21 protein-coding genes are annotated in these 21,187 nt (G+C 63.7%); 9 read left to right on the top strand and 12 right to left on the bottom strand.

Going from position 1 to position 21,187, the window contains the following annotated elements; all coding sequences use genetic code 11:
* Positions 1-26: 26 nt before the first annotated feature.
* The 3 genes from ACSSVG_RS07640 to ACSSVG_RS07630 all read left to right on the top strand — a co-directional run bounded on the left by ACSSVG_RS07640 (position 27) and on the right by ACSSVG_RS07630 (position 2,040).
* Positions 27-806: an enoyl-CoA hydratase gene (locus ACSSVG_RS07640; protein ID WP_231338885.1), complete on the top strand. Its 780-nt coding sequence runs from the start codon at positions 27-29 to the stop codon at positions 804-806.
* A 73-nt stretch (positions 807-879) separates the two neighbouring features.
* The gene (locus ACSSVG_RS07635) at positions 880-1,173 is read left to right on the top strand and encodes a DUF4190 domain-containing protein (RefSeq protein ID WP_231338886.1); all 294 of its coding nucleotides are present in this window, start codon (positions 880-882) and stop codon (positions 1,171-1,173) included.
* 288 nt (positions 1,174-1,461) lie between these two features.
* Positions 1,462-2,040, top strand: coding sequence for a dihydrofolate reductase family protein (locus ACSSVG_RS07630; protein WP_492418215.1), 579 nt, complete (start codon positions 1,462-1,464; stop codon positions 2,038-2,040).
* On the opposite strand, the gene ACSSVG_RS07625 is transcribed toward ACSSVG_RS07630, so the two are convergent.
* Positions 2,037-2,699, bottom strand: coding sequence for a TenA family protein (locus tag ACSSVG_RS07625; RefSeq protein WP_492418213.1), 663 nt, complete (start codon positions 2,697-2,699; stop codon positions 2,037-2,039). The two genes, ACSSVG_RS07630 and ACSSVG_RS07625, sit on opposite strands and share 4 nt — an antisense overlap.
* Before the next feature lie 106 nt (positions 2,700-2,805).
* Here ACSSVG_RS07625 and ACSSVG_RS07620 point away from each other — a divergent pair, with 106 nt between their 5' ends.
* Genes ACSSVG_RS07620 through ACSSVG_RS07610 form a run of 3 tightly spaced genes read left to right on the top strand, consistent with a single transcriptional unit; the run spans position 2,806 to position 4,873 of the window.
* Positions 2,806-3,666, top strand: a complete 861-nt coding sequence (locus ACSSVG_RS07620; protein WP_492418211.1) for a universal stress protein — start codon at positions 2,806-2,808, stop codon at positions 3,664-3,666.
* A 60-nt stretch (positions 3,667-3,726) separates the two neighbouring features.
* Positions 3,727-4,617, top strand: coding sequence for a helix-turn-helix transcriptional regulator (locus ACSSVG_RS07615; protein WP_492418209.1), 891 nt, complete (start codon positions 3,727-3,729; stop codon positions 4,615-4,617).
* Positions 4,577-4,873 carry a hypothetical protein gene (locus ACSSVG_RS07610; protein ID WP_253469286.1) on the top strand — a complete coding sequence of 99 codons (297 nt, stop codon included), beginning with the start codon at positions 4,577-4,579 and terminating at the stop codon, positions 4,871-4,873. The genes ACSSVG_RS07615 and ACSSVG_RS07610 overlap by 41 nt, the downstream gene beginning before the upstream one ends.
* 316 nt (positions 4,874-5,189) lie before the next feature.
* Here the strand turns inward: ACSSVG_RS07610 and ACSSVG_RS07605 are convergent, their stop codons facing one another.
* From ACSSVG_RS07605 to ACSSVG_RS07585, 5 genes are all read right to left on the bottom strand, one after another.
* The gene (locus ACSSVG_RS07605; protein WP_231338892.1) at positions 5,190-5,894 is read right to left on the bottom strand and encodes an RES domain-containing protein; all 705 of its coding nucleotides are present in this window, start codon (positions 5,892-5,894) and stop codon (positions 5,190-5,192) included.
* A 3-nt stretch (positions 5,895-5,897) separates the two neighbouring features.
* A complete protein-coding gene (locus tag ACSSVG_RS07600) occupies positions 5,898-6,290 on the bottom strand; it encodes a hypothetical protein (protein WP_492418207.1) in 393 nt (130 codons plus the stop codon).
* Between the two features lie 96 nt (positions 6,291-6,386).
* Positions 6,387-6,545, bottom strand: coding sequence for a hypothetical protein (locus tag ACSSVG_RS07595; RefSeq protein WP_231338894.1), 159 nt, complete (start codon positions 6,543-6,545; stop codon positions 6,387-6,389).
* Between the two features lie 140 nt (positions 6,546-6,685).
* Positions 6,686-7,192 carry a cyclophilin-like fold protein gene (locus ACSSVG_RS07590; RefSeq protein WP_231338895.1) on the bottom strand — a complete coding sequence of 169 codons (507 nt, stop codon included), beginning with the start codon at positions 7,190-7,192 and terminating at the stop codon, positions 6,686-6,688.
* A complete protein-coding gene (locus tag ACSSVG_RS07585) occupies positions 7,189-8,385 on the bottom strand; it encodes an MFS transporter (RefSeq protein ID WP_231338896.1) in 1,197 nt (398 codons plus the stop codon). Before ACSSVG_RS07585 ends, ACSSVG_RS07590 begins: the two co-directional genes overlap by 4 nt.
* A gap of 147 nt (positions 8,386-8,532) precedes the next feature.
* Here ACSSVG_RS07585 and ACSSVG_RS07580 point away from each other — a divergent pair, with 147 nt between their 5' ends.
* On the top strand, positions 8,533-9,906 hold the full coding sequence (locus tag ACSSVG_RS07580; protein ID WP_492418204.1) for an HNH endonuclease: 1,374 nt from the start codon (positions 8,533-8,535) through the stop codon (positions 9,904-9,906).
* Between the two features lie 34 nt (positions 9,907-9,940).
* Here ACSSVG_RS07580 and ACSSVG_RS07575 read toward each other — a convergent pair whose 3' ends face one another.
* Together ACSSVG_RS07575 and ACSSVG_RS07570 are read right to left on the bottom strand one after the other, a co-directional pair.
* Positions 9,941-10,447 (bottom strand): MarR family winged helix-turn-helix transcriptional regulator, encoded by a 507-nt coding sequence (locus tag ACSSVG_RS07575; protein ID WP_231338898.1) that lies wholly within the window; start codon positions 10,445-10,447, stop codon positions 9,941-9,943.
* Positions 10,448-10,488: 41 nt separating this feature from the next.
* On the bottom strand, positions 10,489-12,207 hold the full coding sequence (locus tag ACSSVG_RS07570; RefSeq protein ID WP_492418202.1) for an AMP-binding protein: 1,719 nt from the start codon (positions 12,205-12,207) through the stop codon (positions 10,489-10,491).
* A gap of 115 nt (positions 12,208-12,322) precedes the next feature.
* On the opposite strand from ACSSVG_RS07570, the gene ACSSVG_RS07565 reads away from it, so the two are divergent.
* Positions 12,323-13,540: an acyl-CoA dehydrogenase family protein gene (locus ACSSVG_RS07565; RefSeq protein WP_492418200.1), complete on the top strand. Its 1,218-nt coding sequence runs from the start codon at positions 12,323-12,325 to the stop codon at positions 13,538-13,540.
* 17 nt (positions 13,541-13,557) lie between these two features.
* Here ACSSVG_RS07565 and ACSSVG_RS07560 read toward each other — a convergent pair whose 3' ends face one another.
* The 3 genes from ACSSVG_RS07560 to ACSSVG_RS07550 form a co-directional block, all read right to left on the bottom strand.
* A complete protein-coding gene (locus tag ACSSVG_RS07560) occupies positions 13,558-15,147 on the bottom strand; it encodes an APC family permease (RefSeq protein WP_231338901.1) in 1,590 nt (529 codons plus the stop codon).
* Positions 15,148-15,291: 144 nt separating this feature from the next.
* Positions 15,292-16,944, bottom strand: coding sequence for a GMC family oxidoreductase (locus ACSSVG_RS07555; RefSeq protein WP_492418199.1), 1,653 nt, complete (start codon positions 16,942-16,944; stop codon positions 15,292-15,294).
* The gene (locus ACSSVG_RS07550) at positions 16,945-18,456 is read right to left on the bottom strand and encodes an aldehyde dehydrogenase family protein (RefSeq protein ID WP_231338903.1); all 1,512 of its coding nucleotides are present in this window, start codon (positions 18,454-18,456) and stop codon (positions 16,945-16,947) included. It abuts the gene before it with no gap.
* Positions 18,457-18,581: 125 nt separating this feature from the next.
* Here ACSSVG_RS07550 and ACSSVG_RS07545 point away from each other — a divergent pair, with 125 nt between their 5' ends.
* Positions 18,582-20,168: a molybdopterin-dependent oxidoreductase gene (locus ACSSVG_RS07545; protein WP_492419165.1), complete on the top strand. Its 1,587-nt coding sequence runs from the start codon at positions 18,582-18,584 to the stop codon at positions 20,166-20,168.
* 91 nt (positions 20,169-20,259) lie between these two features.
* On the opposite strand, the gene ACSSVG_RS07540 is transcribed toward ACSSVG_RS07545, so the two are convergent.
* Positions 20,260-21,180, bottom strand: coding sequence for a hypothetical protein (locus ACSSVG_RS07540; RefSeq protein WP_492418197.1), 921 nt, complete (start codon positions 21,178-21,180; stop codon positions 20,260-20,262).
* Positions 21,181-21,187: the final 7 nt, after the last annotated feature.

The following is a 21,187-nucleotide window of genomic DNA, read 5'->3' as shown; positions in this document are numbered from 1 at the left end:
TGACGAGCTTGGCGGAGAGGGAGAGCATGACGGAGCAGTACAAGAACATTGTGGTGGAACGGCGGGGCCGGGTGGGCCTGGTGACCCTGAACCGGCCGGAGGCATTAAATGCGCTGAACACGGCGCTCATGACTGAACTCGTGGATGCTGTCACGGCCATGGACACCGATCCGGACGTGGGCGCGGTGGTCATCACGGGCTCCGCCAAAGCGTTCGCTGCCGGGGCCGACATCAAGGAAATGTCTTCCAACAGCTACATGGACATGTACGCCGCAGACTGGTTCCGGCGGTGGGAGGACCTCACACGCCTGCGGATTCCTGTCATTGCTGCTGTCTCCGGTTTCGCCCTCGGCGGTGGCTGCGAACTGGCGATGATGGCCGATTTCATTATTGCCGGAGACAACGCCAAGTTCGGCCAGCCCGAGATCAACCTCGGTGTAATTCCGGGGATGGGCGGCTCGCAGCGGCTCACCCGCGCCGTGGGCAAGGCCAAGGCGATGGACATGATCCTGACGGGCCGGTTCATGGATGCCGACGAGGCCGAACGCTCCGGCCTGGTCTCCAGGGTTGTTCCTGCCGCTGAGGTGATCGATGAAGCAGTCAAGGCTGCCGACGTCATCGCGTCCAAGTCCAAACCGGTCGCGATGGTGGCCAAGGAGGCCGTCAACGCTGCCTTCGAGACGGGCTTGGCCCAAGGGGTTGTCTTTGAACGGCGGGTGTTCCACTCACTCTTCGCCACTGAGGACCAGAAGGAAGGCATGGCCGCGTTCAGCGAGAAGCGCCAACCGGAGTTCAAACACCGCTAATTCGCAGGCGGGGCAGCCAGGGTTTTGGGCACTGCGCGGATAGACTCGGGGCACTTACAAATGGGGAGAGAACATGTCAACGGAGATCGTTCAGGCTAACCACACTGAAGCGTCCACCCAGCCGATCAACCGGCAGGCCCTCGTAGCCGCCGCGATGGCAGTAGTTGCCCTCGTGGGGCTGTTCTTCGCGGGTATGGCAGTCATCGCGGTCTTCGTCGTCGGGGCGGGCCATGTGGCCTTGAACCAGATACAACAGCGCGGTGAGCGCGGACGGGGCTTCGCCATTGCGGCTTTGGCTGTGGGCTACGGCATCGGTCTCCTGTCCTTGGGCTCGGCGCTGATCTTCGCGTTCACCTCGGCAGGCTGATCTTCACTTCGGCAGGTTAATAGGGCGCAGGTCACGGTCCTTCTTTCGTCACGTTCCGGCTGCTCGCGTGTCCTATCAATGGACACGAACAGGCGACGACGAGGGACCCCATGACCTGGCAATTTTGCGATAACGACGACTGCCCTGACAGCTGGCACTGGACGAACCTGGCGGGAATTCCGGAGGCCTGCCGAGGGTCCGCTGAACAGGAGAACCGTGCAAGGGTTGTCCCCTCATACTTCGCGGCGTAGGCTCCTGCGGGCCATCACCGCGTTCGAGGAGTGAGTCATGGGACAACTGATCGTCCAGGATTTTGTCACCGCCGACGGATTCGCCGCCGACACCAACAATGAGTTCAAGGCCGATGAACTGCTGGAAGGTGGAACGGCTGAGTTCGACCGCGCCCAGCTCGAGTGGCTCGGCAGCGTTGAAGCCATGGTTCTGGGCGCCACCACGTACAGATACTTCGCCGAGTTCTGGCCTACGCCTGCATCGGAGGGCGAAATCATTGCACCGGCCCTCAATGGCCTGCGCCGCCACGTGTTTTCGCGCCAACTGAAGGAAGCCCCGTGGGGTGACTTCCCGCCGTCGACTATTGAATCCGGCGACGCGATCGAAGCGATCCGCCGCATCAAGCGCGAGTCCGAAAAGGACATTGTCCTGTGGGGCAGCCTGTCCCTCGGCGGGACGTTCTTCGCGGCAGGCGAGGTGGACGCGGTCCGGTTGGTGGTCATGCCGGTGGGCCAAGGCGCCGGCCGCGGCGTCTTCCCCGCCGGACACGACCCCGCGCTGTTGAAGCTAGTGGACGTGAACAGCTACGACCAAGGCCTGGTGGAGCTCAGTTACACCCTGCGGAAGCAGAGCTAGCGGATAGCTGCGCTGACAAGCGCCGCGTCGAAGAACGCCCGCTCCAGCCGCACCGCTTCCGCGAAAGTACCGGTCACACGGTGCCGATCCTGCGGGGATGAAGGCTCGACGGCGTCGAACTCGTCGCGCAACCACGTCACCCACGCGTTGTACTCAGGGTTGTTGTGGAGACGGATCCACTCGGCATGCTTGGGTTCGGCGGGCCAGCTGTCAGGATCGCCGGCGCGGGCTGCCCAGTCGCCGTAGAGCCACTCGGCAACCAGCAGGACTGCCAGGACATCCGGGTAGGAGCGGGTGGCGAGGGCGCTGCGCATGAGGGCATCGAAAGCGCGGGTGGCAGGTCCGAGGACTGGTGTTGTCCTGTCTGCTTCAGGTACGTCCAGTTCATTGAAGCAATCCTGGAAGAACGTGTTCTCGTCCGAAGCGAAGGCCCCCAGCACTCCAGCGAACACCAGCCGGGAAGGCAACGAAGGCGCCGAAGCTACGGCCTGGCCCAGGAGGGCGGTGAAAGCATCGCAGAACTGGTAATCCTGCACGAGGTAGTGGCGCAGGTCCTCGTCCGGGAGGGACCCGTCCAGAAGTTGGTCCACGAACGGATGGTTGACGGCAGCGTCCCAATCTTCGGCGTACTGATTCCTGAGTTCTTCGGCAAAGCCCACGGTGTTTCCTCCTGAAGTGTCAGCATCGGAGCCTAGCAGCGTACTGGGTTTTGGCGGCGGGCGTTACGCTATGGTGCCGCTTCCCGCGCCAGCGTAGGCTCTGGCCATGACGGAAACCCGCACGATCGTGGTTGGCTATGACGGATCCGAAGAAGCGAAGCGTGCCGTCCAATGGGCAGCCCGACACGCGGTCCGGCGGGACTGTTCCCTGCAGATTGTCCACTGTTCCCTGTGGGTCCTGCTGTCCCATAACAGGGGGCCGGTCCCCGGGGTGGCTGACAGCGGCCTCGAACGTGCGGCACAAAAAGTCCTGGAAGAGGGGTTGGCCCTCGCCCAGGAGACTGTTCCCGAGCTGACTGTCCACACCACCTTGTTGCATGGGATGCCCCGCGACCATCTTGCCCACGTTTCCGTCGGCGCGGAGATGCTGGTGCTGGGAAGCCGGGGCCTTGGCGGGTTCATGGGATTGCTGGTGGGATCCGTCAGCCTTGAATTGGCCGCAACCGCAGAATGTCCCGTGGCCGTGATCCGTGCGGATGACCACCCCTCCGGCCCCGTGTTGCTTGCCGTGGATGACTCAGGATCACCGGCAGCACTCGACGATGCCTGCGTATTCGCTGCGGCAACGGGCGCGGACCTCATGATCGTCCATGTACTTCACGAACCTGCCGGCTACCGCCTGCTGCGTGAACCTGTGGAAGCGTACCCGGACGCTGAAGCCTTGCTGGACTCCGTGCTGAGCCAGGCCCGCCACAAAGCACCCGGGCTCGCCGTAGCCGGAGAGCTGCTGGTGGATGCTTCCTTCTCCCGGGCGGTGGTCAAGGCCTCCCAAGGAGCACGCCTTACGGTGGTGGGGACCAAAGGGCACGGCGTCATCAAGGGCACCATCGGCTCCACCGCCCACGCCGTACTCCACCATGCCCACAGTCCCGTGTTGGTGTCGCGCCGGAAGGCCGGGCCGGCGTAAGTCGTTGGGGGCCCTCAAGGGGACTCCCTCTGATGGCCAGACCGGCCCTATGGTGAAGTCATGGACAATCGGGCAGAAGTACGCGAATTCCTGATCTCCCGGCGCGCCCAAGTGGCCCCCGAGCAGGTTGGATTGCCGGCCGGCTCCAATCGGCGCGTGAAGGGATTGCGTCGCAGCGAGGTGGCCACGCTGGCCGGGCTGAGTGTCGAGTACTACACCCGCCTGGAGCGCGGCGCCATCAGTGGCGCTTCGCCACAAGTACTCGAGAGCCTAACCAGGGCGCTGAATATGGATGATGCCGAGCGCGCCCACCTCTTTGATCTGGCCCATGCAGCGAGTCCAGTTGCCCGACCGCCGCGACGCCGGAACTCGAAGTCCTATGTGCCCCACCAGAGCCTGCAGTGGGCGTTGGATGCTGTCACGGCAGGACCTGCGTTTGTCCGCAACGGCCGGATGGATCTGCTGGCCGTGAACCCGTTGGCCCGGGCGTTCTACAAGGACTCCTACGACATGCCGGGCCAGCCGCCCAACATCGCCCGCTTCACCTTCCTGGACGATCGTGCACATGAGTTCTATCCGGACTGGGATGCGTTTGCCGAGGCGACTGTCTCGATTCTCCGCACGGAGGCCGGACGCGACCCGCACAACAAGGAGCTCCACGATCTCATTGGTGAGCTCAGCACCCGCAGCGATGAGTTCCGCACCCGCTGGGGCGCACACAACGTCCGCCATCATGGCACCGGTTTCAAGACCTTCAAACACCCCATCGTTGGTGAAATGACACTCGCCTATGAGGGCCTGGAAATGGCCGCGGAACCTGGACTGACCCTCACGATCTATGCAGCCGAGCCTGGATCGCCGTCGGCCGAACGCCTTCAGCTGCTGGCATCGTGGGCGGCCAGCGAATACGGTGTTCAGCCTGCTGCCGAAAGGACCGTCGCGGACAGCTGACTGCCGGACGGCTGATGCGTCTTCAGCGGCTGACTTCTACACGGACTTCCTGGCCTTCGAAGCGTGCAAGCTCTTCGGGGAAGTCTCCGAACGCGAAATGGAAAACGCCCTGACCAACCGGATTGCCGAAGGCCTCCGGGAACTTGGACCGGGCGCTCCGATCGACAACGACTTGGTCGATCTGCTCTTCCTCGCTACGTCGTCGTTGAACTGGAGACGGGCAAGTTCCAGCTCGACTTCCACGTCGCCCTTATAGAGGAAATGCTGCGACGCGAGAACCGCAACGAAACCATCGGCATTCTCATCTGCGGTACCCAGAACGATCGCAGCGCCTGACACAGCCTCGGCCGCTCAACCTCACCAATGGCAGTCGCAGCCTACGCCAACGACCATCGACAGACGTGAAGCGTGCCCGACCCAATGGTGGACCCGTCGTGGACGCCCTGGAATGGTCCAACCCAACCACCGCCCTTAGAACTGAACGCACCACGGTCCGGTTAAAACGCCGATAAGCACTCTTTCGTCCGCTTGCCGATAGCTGGAGCTGTCGAAGAGCCTCGTTGAGGAGTGCGCTACGCTTCACGCCAGTTGAGTTTGAGGATTTCGAATGCTTCGTTGATCGCCGCAGCGTCGTGGTGGATGTCAACCACTTGGGTCCGGCCAAGTTTGGGGCTGGTTGGGGGATCCCCGGGCCGCTCGAAGATTGCCCACAGCCGGAGCTCGTCGCCGTGGCGGGAGTTGAAGGTGACACCATCGACAGTGGTTGTTTCGTATAGCCAGGCGGCGACGCCCTGAGTCAGTTGTCTCGGGCGGGCGTCTTTCAACGCCGCCGCGTCGAAATCGGCCAGTCCGAGACTCAAGGCAGTAGCGATGAAGTTCGGATAGAGGGCGGCGATGGTTTGGGAGGCGGTGACGGCGCAGTAGTGCCCGGAGAGTTCGGCGCGGGTCGCTGCTCGTGGTTCCAGCCATTCACGTGGAACTTCTCCTGGCGGGATGGTCGGGTGCAGCACTTGGTCTTCATCGTCTTCGACGATTTCGTCCAGTTCCGCGGCGAGTCTGGCGTCGCGGCGGAAGCCGGCCAGGACTTCCAGGAGGCATGCCTTCAGGCTTGAGCCGGCGTAGACGGTGCGGAAGTTGCCGTGCAGGTCATCCCAGCGTCCCGGGAAACGGCCATCCGTTGCCCATTCCCAGCCGCTCCACGCCCAGGGCTCGGGGCGGAACCCGATGCGCCACACAGGGCCGGCCGCTGGGATGATGGCTAGTTCGTTCTGTTCCACCCGTCAGCCGGCGGCCGCGAAGGCCCGGGCAGCTGCAAGGACCGATTGTGCGGCCTCGTCGATATGGCCTTCGCGCAAGAGCCTGGCCGGCGGCACATCGTCCAGCTGCGGGTTCATGCCCTGGAACCAAGCCTGGACCACGGCCCTGGAATCGCGCTCTGCCAGCAAGGCCGCGACATGGTAGGCGTGCCGCAGCCGGGTCATGACCTCTGCGGAGGGTTTCCGTTCACCGTGTGCCCATTGGCGTACCGCACGGGTTTCCTTGACTGAGCCGATGTAGGCGACAAGTTTTGCGCCCAGGATGTCCCTGAGGTCGCGGACTAGCTCGGCCTCGGGCAGCCGAATGGAATCCTGATGGGCCTTCAGCCCTCCCCGGGCTCCTGCAACTGCTGTCATGTCTCCATGCTGTCATGAATGACACTTTGTTTCAACGGTTAGAACACACCATTGATCACACCCGAAATCTCACGCACGGAAAGCCGACAACCGTGTCTATGACATGTTGAAGCGCACTGTATGCCTTCGGCAGCGCGTGGCCAGCTCAAGGTTGGCAAGACTCTCTACGGGCACTTGGTGGCCTTCTACTTCCGATCCGAGTTTCGCCGCCTGCTCACGGACATCTTCGGTGCGGCGAAGTGCGAGGAGCTGCATGGCCTTTTCTTGCTCAGCCGCCGCTTCAAGGCCTCTTCCTGGGCTGGGTGCAAGTGCGACCTAGCGACCCCTCTCCGTGGTGACGGTCCGACTCGAGGCAAGTGGCGTCCGTGCCGACGTCGTGGATGTCGATGCCACGCTCAGCGGCTGACTTCTACCCGGACGTCCGGCCCCTCGAACTGCGCAAGCCGTTCCGGGGTGGCGGTGTAGCGCCCCAAATGGATGGTCTGGTCCGAAAATCCGATACCTGAGGCATCGTAGTAGAAACCAAGATTCCCCCAAGGGACGAAGTAGATCAGGTCGCCGTTTTCAGGGTCGGACCCGGGGGATCCTTGGTGGTTGAGAGGTCTCGGCAGCTCAGCGATTTTCTCCCGGCCGGCGAACTCTTCCATAGTGAGCGTGAGCGGCAGCAGGCTCAAGAAGTCCCGGGTGGCCGGGTTGTCCTCACCGATGGTCACGTCAAGTGATGCCGAGCCGGTGCTGAAGCGGACCACGGTACCTACGACGCTGCCGGTGGCGGGAGTTGATGTTTCGTCGGCCGGACTCGGTGCGGGTTCGCCGGAGGGCGTTGTGTTGCAGCTGGCCAGCGCCGCGGCCGCCGCAATGGTGATGGCGGGCAACAATCTTCCAGCGACGCTGCGCCTCATGCCACGGCACCTTCCTTCCGATCCTTGAGCATCAGCACCGTGAGCGGCAGGAAGTAGAGCGCAGCTACTCCCGCACCCACCAGCACCGGACCGCTGGCTCCCAGCGCGGACTCCAGCGCGAAGCCGGCCATCCACGATCCCACGGCCGTGCCCAGATTGAACGCCGAAGTGCTGAGCGCCGAGGCCAGGGTTGGAGCTTGCCCGGCGTAGCGCACTGCCTTGCCGATCAATATTGGGTTCGTTGCCATGCCGAAGAGGCCCAGCAGGAAGATCAGGACCACTGTCACCACGGCGTAGTGGGAGAACAGGAAGAGGGCTCCGAGAACCAGGAATGTCATGCCTGCTGAGATGAACAGGGCCGGGTAGGGGTGGTGTGCCCCGAAGTGGCCACCCAGGGTGGATCCGATGAACGCCCCGATGCCGTAGGCCATCAGCACCAGCGGAACCGCGGCTGCGGCAAGCCCAGTGTTCTCGGTGAGCAGCGGAGAGATGAAGGTGTAGGCGGCCAAGGAAGATCCGCACACCATCGCGCAGCCCGCCAGGACAAGCCAAACCCTCGAGTCCCGCATACTCGCCAGCTCAGCACGGACCGACGGGGTGGGTCCGGAAACAGGATCCGAGGCAACCAACCGGTACACGGTAACTGCACCCACCAGGGCCAGGCCAGCGAGTACCCAGAACGGTCCCCGCCAGCCAATGACCTGACCGGCAAACGCCCCAAGGGGAACACCCACCACGTTGGCAAGCATCCCGCCGCCCAACACCACCCCTAGCGCCCGCGAGGCTGCCGCAGCGCCTGCCGCTTTGGCACCCACGACGGCGGCTACCGCCCAGAAAGCGCCCGTCGCCAAGGCCGTCAGGAAACGTGCGCCAAGAATGAGCGTGAAATCGGAGGTGAGCGCCACGATGACGTGACCAACAGAGAACACCACCAGCGCGAGGCTCAGCGTCAGCCGGCGTGGCAGCTTGAGGGTCAGGATGGACATCGTGGGAGTGCCCACGATCATGCCGACAGCAAACACCGTGATCATGAGTCCCGCACTTGCCACGGAGGTGCCCAGGTCGCTGGCGATCTCCGGCAGTATCCCCGCAACAATGAACTCGGTGGTTCCCATCAGGAACACACCCGCAGCCAGAACGTAGGTCACCAGGGGTAAACGCCGGGTCCTGGCGGTGGAAATTGTAGTGGTCATGACTTCAGAACATCAGGTTCGCAGCGGGGGAGGGAGTCCCGCTTGAGGGAGGTCCTCCAAGGGACTCCCTCACCTCGCGGCCAGTGAATGGGGCTCCCCTGTGATCGCTGGCCTTATATTGTCAGTGCCTGCTGCCAGAGTTAGGGCATGGAGCGGATTGGGGAGAGGCAAGCGGGCGCAGTAGTGGCGCTCGGGCGCGCTCCAGTCGTCGTGGATTCCGTTCAGCGCGGCAGGGGTACAGCCAGCACCGTTAGTGGGGACCTGATCGAGCAGTTGCGGGCCCTGGAGGAGATGAAGTCGGCAATCACCGCTTTGCAGGCGCGGGTTGCTGTGGCTTTTGATCTTGCCCAGCGCGCCGAGCAGGCCGAGGCAGGGGTCCCCGCCTCGGAGCGTGGCCAGGGCGTGGGAGCCCAGGTGGCACTGGCACGGAGGGAATCACCGAACCGTGGCTCCCGGTTGCTTGGTTTGGCGAAGGCGCTCGTGATCGAGATGCCGCGCACCTTGGCGGCGCTGCAGGCCGGGCAGCTGAATGAGTGGCGTGCCACGCTGCTGGTGAAAGAAACCGCCTGCCTGTCTGTTGAGGACCGAACCGCTGTCGACGAGGAGCTCGCCCCCGACACAGGGACCTTTGCCGGGAAGGGCGACAAAGCGATCGTGGCCGCGGCGAAGGCTGCCGCGTATCGGCGGGATCCGCGGTCGGTAGTCGGGCGTGCCAGTCGCGCTGCGGCCGAGCGGACTGTCAGCCTGCGCCCGGCGCCGGACACCATGACCTACCTCACGGCATTGCTTCCGGTTGCCCAGGGAGTGGCGGTCTACGCGGCGCTGACCCGAGCGGCTGATTCGGCCCGTTCCAGTGGGGATGCTCGAGGTCGGGGTCAGGTTATGGCCGACACCCTGGTCGAACGCACTACCGGTACCCCGGGCGGGATTTCGGGGATCAACGTGGACCTCGTTATGACGGACCGCACCTTGTTCCAAGGTGACAGCGAACCAGCCCGGCTCAAGGGCTACGGAATCGTCCCCGCTGAATGGGGAAGGGAACTGCTCGGATCGGCGCAAGCCGCAACCCTGGGACAGGAGGGCGCGAACTCAGCTTCCGGAACAGGGCAAACCGGTCAAGGTCATGCGGCAGTGCCGAAGACAGAGCTCACTGTCTGGCTTCGCCGGCTCTACACCGCGCCAACCACGGGAGAACTCCTTGCCGCCGACTCCAAGGCCCGGGTCTTCGCTGGCGGGCTCCGGCGCTTCATCGAAACCCGTGACGACATCTGCCGGACCCCGTATTGCGATGCGCCCATCCGGCATATTGACCACGTGGTTCCGTGGCGTTCCGGAGGGCAAACAAACCTCGCTAATGGCGCAGGACTCTGCGAAGCATGCAACCACACCAAGGAAAACCCCGGCTGGAGCACCAAAGCCGTGCCCGGTGGCGTGCACACCGTGGAAATCAGCACCCCCACCGGACACTCGTACCAATCAAAGGCGCCGCCCCTGCCGGGACACCGCCCCTCCAGAACGTAGAAACCCCGGACACGAAGAAGGCCCGTTGAGCGCCTTAGTCTTCGAAATCTCCCGCATCCCTGCGGAAGGTGCCCAGTACGCGGATGAGGTGATCGACGTCGTCGTCTCCGAAACCTGACTTGCCGAAAACCTCGGAGTTGAGTGCCGCCGTCGCCTTCTTGGCGAGGGTCCGGCCCTCGGCGGTGAGTTCGATCAGGGTGGTGCGGCCGTCGGTGGGATGCGGCGAGCGGGCCACCAGGGCGGCTTTTTCCAAGCGGTCGACGGCGTTGGTCACCGAAGTGGGGTGCACCTGCAGGAGCGCGCTGGCTTTGTTCATGGGCAGCGCACCGCTCCGGGCGAAACTCAGCAGCGCCAGGAGTTCGTAGCGTGCGAAGGTTAGCCCGAACGGCTTGAGGACCGTTTCGATACGCGCCAGCAGGATCTGCTGGGTGCGCATGATCGCGGTGATGGCAGCCATGGGCGCGGCGACATCGCCCCAGCCATGCCGTTCCCAGTTGCGCTGGGCATCGGCAATGGGGTCGCGGGGGAGCGGGGTGCCCATGGGCCTCCTTCGTTTGCTTGGTTGGCCGAGTGTTCGGTTGGCTAGTCTTTCAGATTCGGGAACTCCTCCTCGGAGTATTCGACGCCCAAACCTGACGGGAGCGGACCGTCGCCGTGCCGAGCAACCTCTGTACCGCGCAGTTCGACGCGCCGGATCTTGCCGGAAATGGTCTTGGGCAACTCGCCGAATTCCAGCCGCCGGATGCGCTTGAACGGCGCCAGATGCTCACGGCAATACTTGAGGATGTCCTCGGCCACAGCCGGTCCCGGTTCGTAGCCGGCGGCCAGCACCACAAACGCCTTGGGTACCGACAACTTCACGGCATCAGGTGAAGGCACGACGGCGGCTTCCGCCACTGCGGGGTGTTCGATCAGGACGCTTTCAAGTTCGAATGGCGACAAACGGTAGTCGGAGGACTTGAAGACGTCATCGTCCCGGCCGACATAGGTGATGACGCCATCGGCGTCCCGGCTGGCCATATCGCCGGTGTGATAGTAGCCATCGCGGAAGGCCTCGGCCGTCTTGGCCTCGTCACCGAAGTAGCTCTTCATGAGCCCCACGGGCCGGGGGGCCAAGCGCAAGCAGAGTTCGCCGTCGTCGGCTTCCTGGCCGGTGACCGGGTCCACCAGGACGACGTCGTACCCGGGCAGCGGCCGTCCCATGGAGCCGATCTTTACCGGCTGGGCAGGAGTGTTGGCGATCTGGACCGTGGATTCGGTCTGGCCGAAGCCGTCACGGATGGTGACGCCCCAGGCCTCCTCTACTTGCCCGATGACTTCCGCGTTGAGTGGTTCGCCGGCCGAAACCACCTTCAGCGGAGGAGTGGTGAGCTGCGTGAGGTCTGCTTGGATGAGCATGCGCCACACCGTGGGCGGCGCGCAGAAACTGGTGACGCCCTCCCGGCCCATCTGCTCCATGAGGGCGGCGGCATCGAAGCGTTCGTAGTTGTAGATGAAGACGCAGGCCTCAGCGATCCAAGGAGTGAAGACGTTGGACCATGCATGTTTGGCCCAGCCGGGGGAGGCGACGTTGAGGTGGACATCGCCGGGTTCGAGGCCGATCCAGTACATCGTAGACAGGTGGCCCACGGGGTAGGACGTGTGGGTGTGTTCCACCAGTTTGGCGCGGGAAGTGGTGCCGGAGGTGAAATAGAGGAGCAGCGTCTCGTCGGCGCGAGTGGGGGCGTCGGGCGCGAAGTCCGTGCCGGCGTCGTACGAATCTGCGTACTGTTTGGCGTCCGCGTTGGTGGGTTCCGCGCCGATCTCGATCAGGGTGTAATCGCCTTCCACTGCGGCGAACTTGCTGATGTTGGCACTTCCGACGGCCACCCAGCTGGCCCCACCGCGCTCAACGCGGTCCTGGAGATCGCGGGCGCCCATGAGGGTGGTGGTGGGGATCATGACGATGCCCAGTTTGATGCCGGCCAGCATGAGTTCCCAGAGTTCAACCTGGTTGCCGAGCATGATGATCATGTGGTCGCCGCGCTGGACGCCCTGGCCGCGCAGCCAGTTGGCTACCTGCGATGACCGATCTGCGAGCTCCTTGAACGAGCGGCGGGTGGAACTGCCGTCCTGTTCCACGATGACCAGCGCGGGCTTGCCGCCTTTTTCCTTGTCCGCCGCGATCTGGTCGAACCAGTCCAAGGCGAAATTGAACTCCTCGAAGCGTGGCCACGCGAATTCGCTGTGTGCCTGCTTGTAGTCCTCGCGCAGTTCCAGCAACCGGTCGCGGGCCGCACGGAAGTCATCGGTGACTGTCATAGTCCGCCTTTCGCTGGGGCTTCATTGCCCGGCCTAGTGATCCACATCACCTTGCAATATACTAGGACATCCAAGGGTTTGGAAGAGCCTGTGCGGGACATGACGAAGGGGTCTAATGCTCGACGAAAAAGCTGCCGGCACCGTCACCAGCGGTGCGGCAACAGAACGTGTCCTCCCTCCTTACCCGGAGGCGGACCTTATGCACGTAGTGGATCTGCTCCCACCATCGGAGCGTGTGCGCTACCTCGAGATCAGGGAATTCCTGCAGGCACGCATACGGGCGGCCAGTATCGAGTACTGGAACCGGGAGGAATTTCCGTTCGGACTGCTGGCCGACATGGCCAAGTTCGGGCTTGGAGGACTACAGACAGACGGCTCCACCAAGCTCTTCAAGGGCCTCATGTACACCGAGATCGCCAGGGCGGACGTGTCTCTTTCGGCGTTGGTGGGCATCCACAACGAACTCATCGTGGGCATGATCCACGAGCTCGGCTCTGATAAGCAGAAGCGCACGTGGCTGCCTGGGCTGGAGGCCTTTACCCAGTTGGGCGCCTTCGCCCTCACCGAACCTGACCACGGCTCCGACATCGCCGGAGGACTCTCGACGACGGCGCGGCGCGACGGCGGCGAATGGATCATCAACGGTGCCAAGCGCTGGATTGGTGCAGGCACGATCGCCGACTTTGCGCTGGTGTGGGCCCGGGACGAATCCGACGGGCAGATCAAGGGCTTCATTGTGGAGACCGATCGCCCCGGGTACTCGGCCACTAAGATCTCCAACAAAATCGGGCTCAGGATCATGCAGAACGCGGACATCGTCCTGGACGAGGTCCGCATACCTTTGGAGAATCTCCTGCCGGGGGCCACGGAGTTCTCGCGGGCGAACGATCTTTTGCGTGATTCCCGGGCTTGGGTGGGTTGGCAGGCTGCAGGGATTCAACTGGCCGCGTTTGATATCGCCCGTTCTTACGCCTTGGAACGCCAGCAATTCGGCAAGGAGCTGGCCCGTTTCCAGCTGGTGCAGCAGCAGCTCGCGGATATTTTGGGCAACGCGAATGCCTCACTGTCCATGATGGTTGAGCTCGCGCGGATCCAGCAGGCCGGCAAGCTCGAAATGGTCCAAGCTGCCATGTGCAAAGCCACCACCACCCGGCTGGCGCGCTCATCCGTGGCGATGGGCCGTTCCCTCTTGGGCGGGAACGGGATCACCACGGATTACGAGATGGGCAAGCTCTTCGGTGACGCCGAGATCCTTTACACGTATGAGGGCAGCTACGAGATCAATTCGATGATCGTTGCCCGGGCGGTGACAGGGAAGTCGGCCTTCGTCTGAGACCGCCCGGGCATGCGTCAGGCTTTCCGGGCTGCGACCAAGGCCGGATCCGGGTCCGGATCCGAAGGCGCAGCGACGGCTGCGTGTTCGGCCAGGACTCCGGTCTTGTGCCGGATTCGCAGGCGGTAGAGGAGCGTCCCGCCGATGATGACCGTGCCGACAAACATGACGCCGCCCCATTGCAGGTACCACTCGAACGGCGGCACCGAGTTGTAAATCTCCGGCCGCGGCCACACCAGGTTCAGTGTCATGGCACCGCCCCACAGCACCGCCAGGATGTTCACGGGCAGCCCCCATTTGCCGAGGCTGAATCCCGGTTCTGATCCGTCGTCCTTGAGGGGCCACTTCTTCAAGAAGCGGCGCCGCAGCATGGGCACCGTCACCAGGAGGTATGACAGGTAGATCAGGACGATGCTGATGCTGGAGAGAATCGTGAAGATAGCCGGCTGGGAGATGTTGACGATCAGGGGAATGACGGCCACGACACCGATAACGATGGCGGCCACTGTGGGGGTTTTGCGGGTGGGATGCACTTTGCTGAGCTGACGGCTGAACGGGAGGTTGTTGTCCCTGGCCATGGCGAACATCATCCGGATGGCTGCTGCGTGGACGGCCAACGTGCAGACCACCACGGCCACCACGATGCACGCCAGGAAGGCCTTGCCGAATGGACCGCCCAGCACCGACAGCACGATGTACTGCAGCCCGCCATCGGCCGCTCCGAGTTTGGGATCTGAAAGATCGGGCGCGGCAAGGATTCCGCCGAGGAGGAGCAATCCTCCCAGGAGGAAGGACGCCGTGACAGCACGCAGGATCGCCCTGGGAGCCGTCTTCTTGGGGTCCTTGGTTTCTTCACCCAGGGAACTGGCGGTGTCGAAGCCGTACATGACGTACCCCGAAGCCATGGCGGCAATGAGGAACACGCCAAAGAAGCCCAGGGGATGTTCTTCGCCGAATCCCGCAGTATCCAGGAGGACTTCCGGCCCCCGCACGGAGTGCCAGATAAGCGCCGCAATGAGCAGGACGGCCGCAACCAGTTCCACGAACACGCCCACGCTGTTGATCATGGTCATGAGTTTCACGCCGAACGCGTTAATGAGGGTGGAAATGCCGATCATGATGCTGGCCAGGACAACTCCGTTGACGGCGAAGTCATAGGGCCCCGTTCCATCACCCACCAGTTGGAAGCCGCTCCAGATTTGCGGGAGGGTGATTTGGAGGGCCAAGGCAACGGACCCCAGGGCCATGATGGAGGAGAGCAACAGCAACCAGCCCGCCAGCCACGCCCACGTTCCAGTCGAGAGCCTCTTGGCCCAGTTGTAGACCGACCCGGCCACCGGGTAGCGTCCTGCCAATTCCGCAAAGCACAGGGCGACCATCAGCTGGCCGACGAAGACGATGGGCCACGACCAAGCGTAGGCGGGTCCCGCCGTCGAGAATCCGAAGTAAAACAGTTGAAAAACGCCGGTGAGGATGGAGATGTAGCTGACGCCGGCGGCGAAGCTGGCGAACTTACCGATGCTGCGGTCCAGGGTTTGGGCATAGCCAAACTCGTCCATGCCGCTTGCATCGCTCTTGCAGGGTCCTAATTTGCTGGGTTCTGACATGCGAACTCCTAGTTCAGACGTGCACGAATGGTGACTTTCTGCGGCCGCCATTGGACGCAGATGAAATCAAGGCCGGGCACCGCGTTGTGCCTCCGGCTGTTTCCCCCATTGTTTGTTGCGTGGGTCTAAAAGCAGGGTGCCTGGTCAGGCGAGGGACAAGCTGAAGCCGGCTTCCGCCGTCGTGGTGTCCTCCGTCCGGCTGTTGTTGAAATCGGCCTTGATGAAATCGGCGCAGCGCTCGCCAATCATCATCACGGTGATATTCGGATTGACGGTGATGTGTTCCGGCATGACGGAGGCGTCCGCCACGCGCAATCCGGTAACGCCCTTGACCCGCAGTTCGGGATCCAAGGGTGACATGTGGTCGTCCACCGATCCCATGCGGACAGTGCCGACGGGGTGGTACACGGTGTTGTGCGTTTTGCGGATGTAGTCCTGCAGTTCCTCATCGGTCTGCGCTTCGATGCCAGGGGAGAGCTCCCGACCGGTCCATTCAGCCATTGCCGGCTGTGTGGCGATTTCGCGGGCCTTGCGGATACCGGCCACCATGACTCGCATGTCGTGGCCGTCCGGATCGGTGAAGTAGCGGGGGTCCACCATGGGCTTGTCCCGGAAGTCACGGCTGCGCAGCCTGACCGTCCCGCGGGAACGCGCGTGGGTGACGTTCGGAGTCAGGCTGAAGCCGTTCTCCGTGGTGGGGTAGCCGTACCGCAGGGTGTTCATGTCGAAGGGCACGGAGCCGTAGTGCATCATCAGGTCCGGGCGGTCCAGGCCATCCTGGGTGGGAGTGAAGATGCCGATCTCCCACCACTGGGTGGAGGCCTGCACCATGGGCTGCTTGGCCTCGAACTGAACCACGCCTTCCGGGTGGTCCTGCAGGTGCTCGCCGACGCCGGGGGAATCCACCAGGACCTCGATGCCGTGCGTGGCCAGGTGTTCGGCAGGGCCAATGCCGGAGAGCATGAGGAGCTTGGGGGAGTCGATTGCCCCGGTGGACAGGATGACTTCGCGATGCGCGTTCAGCCTGTGCGTACGGCCGAAAGCCGAGTCCACGACGTCGACGCCGGTGCAGCGCTTGTCCGCGTCGAACACCAGTTGTCGCGCCCGCAGGCCGGTCAGCAGGGTGAAGTTTTCGCGATCAATGATGGGGTGGATGTAGGAGACCGAGCTGGAAGAACGTGTCCCGTCCGAGCGTCGGTTGATCTGGAAGAAGTTGGCGCCGTTGATCACGGTGGTGCCGTCATTGAACTTCGCCCGGGGGATGCCGGTCTGCTCGCAGGCATCAAGGAGCGCGACCCCGGCGGGATCGTTCGGAGGAACGTTCATCAGGTGCACCGGGCCGTCGTGGCCGTGGTGTGGAGCTTCCGGTCCAGCGTCCTCGTTCGTTTCCAGACGCTGATACAAAGGCCAGGCGGCAGCAGCGTTCCAGCCCGTGGCGCCGTACTTCGATTCCCATTCATCCAGGTCTTCGCGGGGAGCCCAGAAAGCGATGCAGGAGTTGTGGCTGGAGCAGCCGCCCATGACCTTGGCGCGGGCATGGCGCATGAAGGAATTGCCGTTCTCCTGCGGTTCCACCGGGTAGTCCCAGTCGTAGCCGGATTCCAGCAGTTCCATCCAGCGGTCCAGCTGCAGAATTTCGGGCAGGCCCCGGTCATCCGGGCCAGCTTCCACCAGGGCCACGGTGACGGCAGGGTCCTCGCTCAGCCGTGCGGCGACGGCAGCTCCGGCAGATCCTCCGCCAATGACGACGTAATCGAACCCGCGCTCGCTGAGGTTCTCAATGTTGTCAACGTGCATCTATTTCTCCTTGCCGTGGTCTGCGAACCAGCCGGTCACCTGCGGGCTGGTGTTCTGGTAGATGTGCTTGGCTTCCTGGTACTCGCCCAGCCCGGTGGGACCGAGTTCGCGGCCCACGCCGGACTGGCCGAAGCCACCCCACTCGGCCTGCGGAAGGTAGGGGTGATAGTCGTTGATCCAGACCGTGCCGTGCCGCAAACGGCCCGCTACCCGCTGGGCCTTGCCGGCATCCTGGGTCCAGACGGCGCCCGCCAGCCCGTAGATGGTGTCGTTGGCGGTGGCCACGGCTTCGTCCTCGGTGCGGAAGGTTTCCACTGTTACTACCGGGCCAAAGGCTTCATCGATCACTACGGACATTCCCCGGGTCACGCGGTCCAGGACGGTGGGCTGGTAGTAGAAACCGGCGTCGAACTTTTCGCCTTCAGGGGCCGCGCCGCCGCAGCGCAGCCGCGCGCCTTCGGCAACACCGCGCTGGACGTAGGCGTCCACCTTCTCCCGGTGTGCGGCGGAAATCAGCGGACCGGTTTCGGCGGACTCATCGAACGGGCCGCCCAGGCGGATGTCCTTGGCCTTGCGGACCAGTTCCTCGACGAAACGCTCCGCGATGGATTCCTCCACCACCAGCCGAGCCCCGGCGGAGCAGACCTGCCCTGAGTGCACAAAGGCGCCGTTCAGCGCATTGTCGACGGCGGCGTCGAAGTCAGCGTCAGCGAACACCACGTTGGGGTTCTTGCCGCCGAGCTCCAGCGCCACCTTTTTCACGGTGCCGGCTGCGGCGGCGGCAATGCGCTTGCCGGTTTCCAAGCCGCCGGTGAAGGACACCAAGTCAATGTCGGGGTGCTCAGAAAGTGGTGCGCCCGCTTGAGCGCCGGGGCCCGTTACCAGGTTGGCGACGCCGTCCGGCAGGCCCAGATCCTGCAGCAACTGCATGGCCAGGATTGCGGTGGAGGGGGTCAGCTCCGCAGGCTTCAAAACGAAGGTGCAGCCGGCGGCCAGTGCGGGAGCGATCTTCCACGCGGCCTGCAGCAGCGGGTAGTTCCACGGCGTGATCAGGCCGCAGACTCCGACGGGCTCGTAGACGATTTTGCTGACGACGGCGGGGTTCCCGGCGTCGACCACCCGGCCCGCCGACTGCCCAGCGAGACGTCCGAAATATTCGAAGCAAGCGGCGATGTCATCGATGTCGATGCGGCTTTCGATGATCCGCTTGCCGGTGTCCAGCGATTCAGCGCGGGCAAACTTCTCGCGACGTTCGCGCAGTTCCGCGGCGACCTTGAGCAGGAAAGCGCCGCGCTCCGGAGCGGGGACGTTTGCCCAAACACCGGAATCGAAGGCCTTGCGGGCTGCGGAAATGGCGCGCTCGGCATCTTCGCGGCCGGCTTCGGACACCGTGGCGACCAGTTCGCCGTCGGCCGGGTTGCGGATCTGCCGCACGGCGCCTGACGCGGCCGACTCCCACGAGCCGTTGATGAAAAGCGTGGAGGCAGAATCAGAAAATGTGGCTTGGGTCATACGAAGCAGGCTAGTGCATCTTGAACATTCGTTCAAGGAAAATTATGAACAGATGTTCAAAGTTTGTGGTTGGGGTGGTCCGGATCCTCACCCATCCCTGTTCCCTGCCGCTACGAACCCCTGACATGAAAAAGCTCGGACTCCGGACCAAAGGCCCCGAAACCATGGCAGCGCTGGCAGGCGTGGTATCTGCCGCCGTCGTGCTGGCCGTAGCCGAGCTGGTCGGTGCATTCTTCACCGCCAGGGCGACCCCCGTATTCGCGCTGGGATCCACGTTCATCGACTTCACGCCTTCGTGGATGAAGGACTTTGCGATTGCCACGTTCGGTACCAACGACAAAGCCGCATTGTTCGTAGGCATGGGCCTTACCATCGCCCTGCTTGCCTGCGTTCTGGGTGTTGTAGCCTACAAGAAGTGGGCGCTGGGCGTCCTGGGCGTGCTGTTCATGGGTGCCGTGATTGTTGCCGCCGTCACCACCCGCGCCGGCGTTGGACCCGCCGACGCCATCCCGTCCATCGTGGGAACCATTGCAGGCCTCTTCGTCCTGCGCCGCCTTATCAAGCCGTTGTGGGGCTTGAAGTCGTGGCCGGAGGCCCCCGCTGACATAGCGGCCGACGCCGACAACCAGGTTGGGGGTCCCGGCACCAGCCGCCGGCGCTTCTTCGCCGCGGCCGGCATCACCGCCGTCGCCGCCGGAATCGCGGCCACCGGTGGGCGGCTGCTGGGTGCCGCACGCAACAATGTTGCGCAGGCCCGGGATGCACTCCGGTTGCCGGCACCCGTCAAGGCTGCGCCCGCTGTTCCGGCGGGAGTCCAGTCCCCGGTGGCAGGAGTCTCCGCTTGGCTGACACCGAACAACGATTTCTACCGCATTGATACTGCCCTGAGCGTCCCGGAAATCAACGTCGAAGACTGGGTACTGCGGGTGCACGGAATGGTTGAGAAGGAAGTGACCCTCACCTTCCAGGACCTGCTCGACGCCGATCTGATCGAATCGCACGTCACCCTCACCTGCGTATCCAACCCCGTAGGCGGAAAGCTCGCCGGAAACGCCAAATGGCTGGGAATGCCCCTCCGCGAAGTCCTGGCCATGGCCAAACCGAAGGAAGGCGCGGACATGGTGCTCTCAACATCCATTGACGGATTCAGCGCCTCCACTCCACTGGAGGTCCTGCAGGATGACCGCGATGCCATGCTGGCCATTGGCATGAACGGTGAGCCGCTTCCGGTGGAGCATGGATACCCCGTGCGGATGGTGGTTCCAGGGCTGTACGGGTTCGTTTCCGCCACCAAGTGGGTGGTGGACCTGGAGGTCACCCGCTTCGCTGACAGCAAGGCGTACTGGACCGAGCGTGGTTGGTCGGAGCGCGGCCCCATCAAGACCATGGCGCGTGTCGACGTACCCAAGTCCTTTGCGAAGTTCGCGCCGGGAAAGGTCGCCGTGGGCGGCACAGCATGGGCCCAGACGCGGGGAATCACCAAGGTGGAAGTCCAGATTGACGACGGCGAGTGGGTGGAAGCAAACCTTTCCGACGAAGCCTCCACCATCACCTGGCGCCAGTGGTCCTATGAATGGGATGCCACGCCCGGCCTGCACTACGTCAAAGCCCGGGCCACCGACGGCACCGGCGAAGTCCAGACGGAGCAGCGCGCCGATCCAGTGCCGGACGGTGCCTCGGGCTGGCCGTCGGTGATGGTGACGGTGGAGTAGCTGTTCGAAGTTCGCGGGCTGACGGGGGGGGACGACGACGGCGGCGCGCTGCCGCCGTCGTCGGCTCTTTTAGCCCGGCAGTAAGAAGGGGCTAGCCGAACACCCGGGTACCTTCAGGCATCGCGGGCATGGAGGAGGCTCCGCCGCCGAGGTCCTGGTCATTGGCGGTCAGTCCGGTGGGGTCGTAGTACGCGGCAACCAAGCGCTGCTTGATGTAGCCCAGCACTATCTGGCCCTTGCTATCGCAGTTCCTGGCGGTGATGGCCGTGAAGTTCTGCCAACCATTCCCCGCAGCCGGGCGGATGGTCTTGGAGCTCCACTGGGTGGGTGTGGCGTCCGGGATGATGTACTGGCGCAGTTCGCCGGTGGAGAGCGTGGCCATCAATACGGCAACGGGCCTGCCGTTGATGGCGATTGAAGGCGCCGAGCCGATGGATGTGATGGAGGCGCCACCGCCGAACACCTTGACCGTGCCGGTGATGGTCCGGGCGTTCGTGTCGAGGTTGTAGCGGTAGAGTTCGCCGCCGCTGGTGAGCCGGAAGATGAACTGCTGGCCCCGGACGTCGGCTGTTCCGCTGTAGGCGGTGGTGATGGACTTCTGGAACCAGCCGTTACCGATGGTGGTCACCGGTCCGTCGATGGTGTGCTTCCAGGTGCCGTCCGCCTGGAGGTCCTGCCGCTGGTTGTAGAACTTCGCTTTGCCGTCTGAGGCAGTGCCGAAGTAGGAGAACTTGCCGAAGGTGTCGTCCCCCATCCCGCCGGTTTGCGTCAGGTAGGTCGCATCGAACGGTACGGGCGAGGACCAGCTGCTGTTCTCCCAACGGAGCTTGCCGCCGCTGAGGAAGACGGCACCGAGATTTCCGTTAGGTTCCATGCTCAGCAGGCCGCCGAAGCAGTCGGTGGGTGTCGGGGTGGGAGTGGGATAAGCCGTGGCGGCGCTCGCCGGTGCGGCCCCGGAGAGTGCGAGCGCGCACGCGGCAAGGCCGCCGAACAGTTTGGTGGTGAGTTTCATGTGGGGA

It is taken from the genome of Paenarthrobacter sp. E2MeOHC11, from assembly GCF_058744955.1.
The sequence above is the reverse complement of the archived record's forward strand: the minus strand, read 5'-3'. Positions and strand labels throughout refer to the sequence as shown.